This is a genomic window from Pseudomonas luteola NBRC 103146 (assembly GCF_002091675.1).
In the GTDB taxonomy this organism is placed as follows: domain Bacteria; phylum Pseudomonadota; class Gammaproteobacteria; order Pseudomonadales; family Pseudomonadaceae; genus Chryseomonas; species Chryseomonas luteola.
The window spans coordinates 1-3577 of the sequence record NZ_BDAE01000062.1 but is presented as its reverse complement, the minus strand read 5'-3'; the positions used below and the strand labels follow the sequence as shown (position 1 = coordinate 3577).

Below are 3577 nucleotides of genomic sequence, written 5' to 3'. Positions count from 1 at the left end.
GACTGGTGGCATCCATCCACTGAGGTTGGATCCACAAGCACCGGCGGCGCTGGCCTTACGCTTAAGTCAACATTTGCCATTGATGAGCAGCCCACGGCAGATACCTTCCTGTTTTCTGGCTATCAGATAAGCGTTCCTACCGGTGCGGGCTGGTTTCCCATCGGCTGGCAGCCCGGCCTGATTGCCCGAGTAGAGGTGATGTACCCCTACACCTATACAAGCCCAGGCAACGGTGGGGCAACGATCATCAGCGGCCCTCATGTCTCAATGATCAACCCCTATGTGGGCATGCCTATCGAAATCACCGGAGATAATGCAGGCTCCTACGTGGTAGCCAGTTATCAGCCATTTGAGGAAGGCGGTTTAGGGGAAGACGACACACCGGCCACGATGACGCTCAACTATGCGAGCGGCGCACCGGCAAACGGCCTACAGACCGGCAACCTGTACAGCTGCATCGGTTATCAGGGATTACGTTATCGTATAACGTCAGTTTCAGATGATGCGGTCAATGATGACGACCCAAAGACTGAAAATCATGGGCCATCCACTATTACGGTGGAGCGCCTGACGGCTACGGGTACGGGAGATGACGAATGGCCTGGGTTTGATACCTTCAACAGTGCGACACCCGTCATAACGCTGGATGCTTCCACGATTGAAGGTGACTGGGCGGGTCCTTTCGCGGCATGTCCAGAGGATGAAGTTACCAATACCCTGGAGATCGACGTCTTCTTCCCGCAAGGCTTGGTTAACTTCAACACCAAAAAGGGCACCAAGAACCCGTTTTCATGCACTATTGAGCTGCAGTATCGGGACATGGCAACGCTTGGAGCTTGGCAGTCGGTACGATTTACCTATACCAACAATACCTCGGATCAGCTTGGCTATACCGAGCGCGTCAATCTGCCTTCGGCCATACGGCCAGAGGTCAGAATGCGGCGTATAGGTCAGGAGTCTACCTCTACCGACAAGTATGACCGCGTGCAGTGGTATGCCCTGAAAGCTCGCCTGAACAAGGCTCCAAGAGCTTACGAAGGCGTCACAGTGATGACGGTCTACATTCGCGGTGGCGATCAGCTTTCAGCCCAATCTGAGAGTCAGGTTTCAGTGGTAGCCACCCGCAAGCTGCCGCGCCTCGTGGGTGGCACTTGGACGGGGCCAGTCGCTACCAGGGATATCGTTCCATGGGTTGGGTATGTCGCCAAGTCCATAGGCTATGTCGATGATGACTTCGACTTGGATGAGCTAGAGCGGCTTGGAAAGGTTTGGAGTGATCGACGTGATTACTTCGACTATGCCGTTGAGGACAGCAGTACGGTCAAGGAATGCATCAGTGATGCGCTGACGGCCGGGTTTGCTGAGTTCACCCTTGAACGCGGCAAGCTCAAGCCGGTACGGGATGAGCCCCGAAGTGTATACGGCCAGATGTACTCGCCTCAGAACATGACCGAACCTCTCAAGCGCAGCTTCACGCTTCCATCTCCCGATGATTACGACGGGGTGGACATCAAGTACACAGACGAGAAGACCTACGCAGACGAGACTGTTAAGTGCCGTCTGCCTGGGGATGAGGGGAATACGGTTAAGGAGATCACTCTTAACGGCGTGACCAACCGTGACCGGGCGTGGCGGATAGGGATGCGGCGGCGTAGGGAATATGCCTACCGCACCAAGAGCTACAACTTCTCCACGGAACTGGCTGCGCTCAATAGCGGGTATCTGAGCTATGACGTGGTAGCGGATGACGTCCCGGGTTATGCCCAGAGCGCGATCCTGGAAGACTTTATGGCAATGGATGGCATGAGTGTGTTGGTGAGTTCTGAGCCGCTTCAGTGGCAGGAAGATCAGCAGCATGTGGCTCTACTGCGTCGCCCGGATGGATCCACTAGCGGCCCCTGGCCTGCATCCAAGCTGGACGATTACCGGATGACCATTGGTGATCTGGACTTCGTTCCCGATACCAGCTGGGAGATTGAGCCGCCTCATCTGCTGTTCGGCACCATGAAGCGTTCCGGCTACCCCGTTCTGATTACTTCAATTGAACCAGGCGAATACACCGCTGATGTAGAGGCGGTCGGTTATGACGAGCGCGTCTATGCCGATGACAATAACGTCGCGCCGGAGGACGCATGATCACATACCCAAAGGAGTTGCCCAGGCCGTTACAGGATGGGTATGAGCTACAGACCGCAAGTCCAAAGGTTGAGACCTCTTTCCAAAGCGGACGCACACTTGAAAGGCGGGCGTTCACTTCGGTTCCGACCCAGGCGTCGGTTAAGTGGCTGATGACCGAATCGCAGGCCCGATACTTTGAGGCTTGGTTTGAAGAGGTCCTGGTATCCGGCACCAAGTGGTTTGAGTGCGAGCTAGCTACCCCGCTGGGGTTTGCACCCTATACCGCACGGATCAGAGGGATGTATGACGGCCCCGTCCAGATAACCAAAGGATGGTGGCAGTTCACCGCAACCCTTGAGCTGAGAAAGCGGCCAATCCTGCAACCTGGATGGGCTATCTACGCACCGCAGTACATCTTGCTCGCTAACGTATTCGACAAAGCTTTAAACGCTGAGTGGCCGGAAAGCCGGTATCAGACCTACATGCCTGAGTTCGATCAATCGCAAAACAGAGAGTGGCCGCCTCAGGCCTGACCTAACCCAAAACCCGTTTAAGACACGGCCCCACGGACGCTGTGGGCTTTCGCTCGTCTGGAGAAAATTGCATGGCTTTTAATACTCGTCACCCTGTTGGTTCGACCGATCCCCGCGATTTGTACGACAACGCAACCAACTTTGACAAACTCATGAACGGTCCTGACCCGTTCTATGCGGATCGTCTCGGCAAGCAGAGACATTCCTGGTCAGGGATGGAAGAGGACTTCAACAACGCTCAGGAAGGGCGGGCTTCTCAGTTCAATGCAGATCAAGAAGAGCGCGCTGCTCGGTTTGATCAATTCCTTCAGTCATCTGGATTCGTGGTACTTGGAGACTACGGCCCTAATATCAGGATTGATGAGTACAATCAGCTTATCGTTCGGGATGGGTATCTTTACCGCCTGGATTACGGTGTAAATCGACCTTACACAACCACTGGCAACTGGGATCTTGAGAAAGGCAACTTCGTTCTTCAAAGCCAGGAGGATCTGCTAAGGCAAGAGCTTGCAGAGCCTACAGGTTCATCACTGGTAATGGACGGTGACAAGACGGTAGCCGATCGACTCAAAGGGCTTCCTCAAACGTTGGCCTCCCAGGGCCTGACCGGAACTGAGGACGGCTATGCTGTTGGCTATACAGGATCTGGAGCAGCCGGCGTTCAGGGTAACGGGAACAAGTTCAACTATTACGAATATCGCATAACAAGCGATCAGATCTCGCAGGTGTCAGGCGCTAACGGGGCGTCAGGCCCGAAAGTTAATGGCTTCCATGTGAAGCATAACTTTGGTGGCCCCACGGCAAAGGGTGGGCGTCATGCTATCGAGGGTAATCTACTGCAAGGCTACGGTGGGGCAGGCGCTACGGCTTCCGATAACCCAGACCGTAACTATGTAGGCGTCCAGGGTCAGGTGCTCAGCGACAGC

Annotated in this window: 2 protein-coding genes and 1 pseudogene; all 3 read left to right on the top strand. The window is 54.9% G+C overall.

Features of this window, described 5'->3' with window-relative positions:
• A partial coding sequence (locus PLU01S_RS24915; RefSeq protein ID WP_139804004.1) for a host specificity factor TipJ family phage tail protein occupies window positions 1–2136 on the top strand: 2136 nt, incomplete at its 5' end.
• Window positions 2133–2651 (top strand): hypothetical protein, encoded by a 519-nt coding sequence (locus tag PLU01S_RS24910; protein ID WP_074830769.1) that lies wholly within the window; start codon window positions 2133–2135, stop codon window positions 2649–2651. The genes PLU01S_RS24915 and PLU01S_RS24910, both read left to right, overlap by 4 nt.
• A gap of 71 nt (window positions 2652–2722) precedes the next feature.
• Window positions 2723–3577, top strand: a pseudogene (locus tag PLU01S_RS24905) (hypothetical protein); the annotation flags it as partial.